Source organism: Dokdonella sp. (assembly GCF_049593775.1).
In the GTDB taxonomy this organism is placed as follows: domain Bacteria; phylum Pseudomonadota; class Gammaproteobacteria; order Xanthomonadales; family Rhodanobacteraceae; genus Dokdonella.
This window is the reverse complement of the sequence record NZ_JBAWHJ010000461.1, coordinates 1-2,907: the sequence shown is the minus strand read 5'-3', so window position 1 is coordinate 2,907 and position 2,907 is coordinate 1. Positions and strand designations below refer to the sequence as shown.

The window sequence follows — 2,907 nt, the reverse complement described above, 5'->3', positions numbered from 1 at the left end:
GTTGCGAAGCATTTCGCTACGGCGGTGAGGAGTTCTGCCTGCTGTTCACCGGTAGTCGGACGAATCAGGCAAGAGAGGCTTGCGAAGACTTGCGCAAGCGAGTCGCTGGCATGCATGTACCAATTCGCGCCGATGTTGGTCGTGCGCGAACGCCGGCGCCGAAGCGTCGTGGTGCCGGGACAGTCAAGGTTACGATCAGCATCGGTCTGGCCGCGCGATCCGATCGCTTGCGCGCACCCGCCGATGTCCTCAAGGCCGCCGACAAGGCCTTGTATGCAGCGAAGAACCAGGGTCGGAATCGGGTTGTCTCCAAGTGACCGGCCGAGGTCTCCGGGATGCGCGGAGCGTGCGCAGGCACGTGGCTTCCGCCGGGCACTGCCAGCCAGGCATATGTCGTTACATGATGTTTCCATCTGTGGGTTGAAGAAGCCATCGCACGAAAGGCGGAATCGCCACAGGCGACCCCGCCGTTTGGCTCAGGTGCGTTGCAGTGGCAGGAATCGGCTATTGCGCAGCAAGCCCGCCGACACCAGCGTTACGAGTACGCCGATCGGGAAGATCTCGGTGAAGGTCAGCGGCATGCGAAACAGCGGGTTGGCATAGTCGGTGGCGAGTTGTTGCATCTCGGCGGCAAGGGCGGCGATCGCTTCTGCGCTGGCACCCTTGGCTTTTTGTTCTTCGATCAAGGTTTCGCTGTATGCGCCGATGAAATCGATGCCGCTGGCGGCAAGCGCAGCTTCCCAGCAAAGCACATAGATGACGCTGGCAATCACGCTGATGCCGAGACCCAAGCCGACGGCAGGCCAGAACCGGATGATTCCGCCATGCTCGATATCCCGTTTGCGCTTGATGGCGAGAAAGATCGTGGTGAACGCGATCAGCATGGTCAGGTAGCCAACCGCCATGCCCCAGCTGGTGGGCGGATGGTCCTTCATCGCCAGGGTCAGGCCGAGCATCGGAATTCCGGCGATCAGGCCTGCGATCAGGCCGTACTTCAGGATTTGCTTGAGCATGGTTGCAGTCTCCGGGTGAATGTGCGACCTGCAATAGAGTACGGCGAGCGTGGCAGGACAATCGCCCGAAAGGGTGATTTCGCCAAAATCATCCTAAATGACCTGGGAATCAGGAAACGATGCCAAGTTCCCGCGCACGGTTGATCGCATCGGTCCGTCTCTTCGCGCCGAGTTTCTCGAACAGCCGGGCAACATGGGTCTTTACCGTGTTCGGCGAAACGTTCAAGTTCGCCGCAATCTCCTTGTTGGATCGGCCGGCGGCGATTTCCTGCAGGACAGTCAGTTCGCGAGGACTGATGCCGAGGGCATCCCGAGCTTTTGGATTGCCGTCGAATGTTGCGGGTCTCCTGGTGCGTGCCAGGCGGGTGCCCACGGTGATTCCGAGCCCCAGGAAAGCGAGTGCGATCAGGAATACGAAGATATCGCCGGAGTGCGCGCGTGCCAGCCGCTGGTAGTCAAGCCACTGCAGGGCCAGCGTTCCGGCAGCGAGCAGCGCGCCGTAGAGAAAGACCTGCCTTTTCATGGCTTACCCTGGTACCTGATTGCTTCCCTGCGACTATTGAGCAACGATTTTCTGCACAGTACAAGTTGGGCCTGGATTTCAGCGCACGGATATCGGAATAAGGCGTTCATGCGCACGCACTTCGCGGCAGTCGGGGCTACCCATTTCGAAGTCCCGGCATACCTGGGGCCGCAGCAAGTAGATTGAGCAGCGCATCGTGTCGCGATCGAGCGCGGTGCACCAGCCATCATCGCGCCGGCGCATTACATCCATGCCATTTTCGTCCTGGTCTACCAGATACTCCGGCGTCAGGTCATCGGACATGACGTAGACGGTAAGGCGGCAACAGGTTGCCTCGCACTGGCTGCACTGGATCGAGGGATCGGTAGCCACCTGGTCCAGACCCAATGCCATGTCGAATTGAGCCGACGGTAGGGTCATGGGGATGCCTTGGGCTGGCTGGTGCGCCACGCCGCCAGAACCTCCGCTTCGCGCTCCGGCTTGACGCCCGCGTCCAGTTTGGCCTGCCTTTCAGGGGGCAATTGCCTGAACCAGTGCAGAGTGTCGATTGCGGTTGTCGACAAGGGACGGAAGGTGAGCCCGGCTGCTTGAGCACGGGTGATGTCGCGAGAGCCGAAACCCGCGGTCTTGCCTTGGCCGGGGAGCCATGCGGGCATGTCCGACCACGGCGCAACTTTCTGCGACGCTAGAAATCCGCTGGGGACCCAGTTCAGATTGGCGCCAGCGGAGTTCGTGGCGCGAATGCCGTGCAGCATGGCGGCCATGCTCATGCGGTAGTTCGGGCCGGTTGCATTGAAGGTGCCGAATGTTCGTGACTCGCCCAGACGAATCATCCATTCGGCGAGGTCGCGCGCGTCAATAATCTGGACCGGATCACGGCCATCGCCCGGGGCAAGCACTTCGCCGCCGCGCGCCAGTCGAACCGGCCAATAGGTAAAACGATCGGTCGGGTCATTCGGCCCGACGATCAGGCCGGGGCGAACAATCGTGGTGATCCCGGGAAACCATTTCGCTGTTTCCCGCTCGCAGACCGCCTTGAGTGGTCCATACAGGCTCGCGTCGGCTTCCAGGGTCTTGCGGGTTTCCTTCATTGCATCCTTGCCGGAATAGGCCACCAGCGCGGAATCCTCGCTGGCGTTCGGCTGGCTGTTGTCGGCATACACGGAGATGGTCGAGACAAAAATGTATTGCCTGACCTTGCCCTTGAGGATCTCGCCGACATCTCGAACCCAGTAAGGCACACGGGTTGGATTGTCGATGCAGACATCCCATTCGCGGCCTTTGAGTGCCTCCAGCGAGCCATCGTCGCGGTCTCCCTGGAGATATTCGACTGCTTCGGGCAGGTCAGCTTCTGCCTGCCCTCGATTGAAA

Annotated in this window: 5 protein-coding genes; 1 reads left to right on the top strand and 4 read right to left on the bottom strand. The window is 60.7% G+C overall.

The genetic code is table 11. The features are described from left to right. Positions 1-317 (top strand): GGDEF domain-containing protein (locus tag WBP53_RS15875; RefSeq protein ID WP_423930665.1); only part of this gene is annotated, 317 nt, incomplete at its 5' end. 159 nt (positions 318-476) lie between these two features. On the opposite strand, the gene WBP53_RS15870 is transcribed toward WBP53_RS15875, so the two are convergent. The 4 genes from WBP53_RS15870 to WBP53_RS15855 all read right to left on the bottom strand — a co-directional run. Then, complete coding sequence (locus WBP53_RS15870) at positions 477-1,013, bottom strand: DUF4199 domain-containing protein (protein ID WP_423930663.1); 537 nt, start codon at positions 1,011-1,013, stop codon at positions 477-479. A gap of 109 nt (positions 1,014-1,122) precedes the next feature. Further along, a complete protein-coding gene (locus WBP53_RS15865) occupies positions 1,123-1,536 on the bottom strand; it encodes a response regulator transcription factor (protein ID WP_423930661.1) in 414 nt (137 codons plus the stop codon). Between the two features lie 78 nt (positions 1,537-1,614). After that, positions 1,615-1,956, bottom strand: coding sequence for a YkgJ family cysteine cluster protein (locus WBP53_RS15860; RefSeq protein WP_423930659.1), 342 nt, complete (start codon positions 1,954-1,956; stop codon positions 1,615-1,617). Continuing rightward, positions 1,953-2,907: epimerase (locus WBP53_RS15855; RefSeq protein WP_423930657.1), on the bottom strand; the 955-nt coding region annotated here is incomplete at its 5' end. The genes WBP53_RS15855 and WBP53_RS15860, both read right to left, overlap by 4 nt.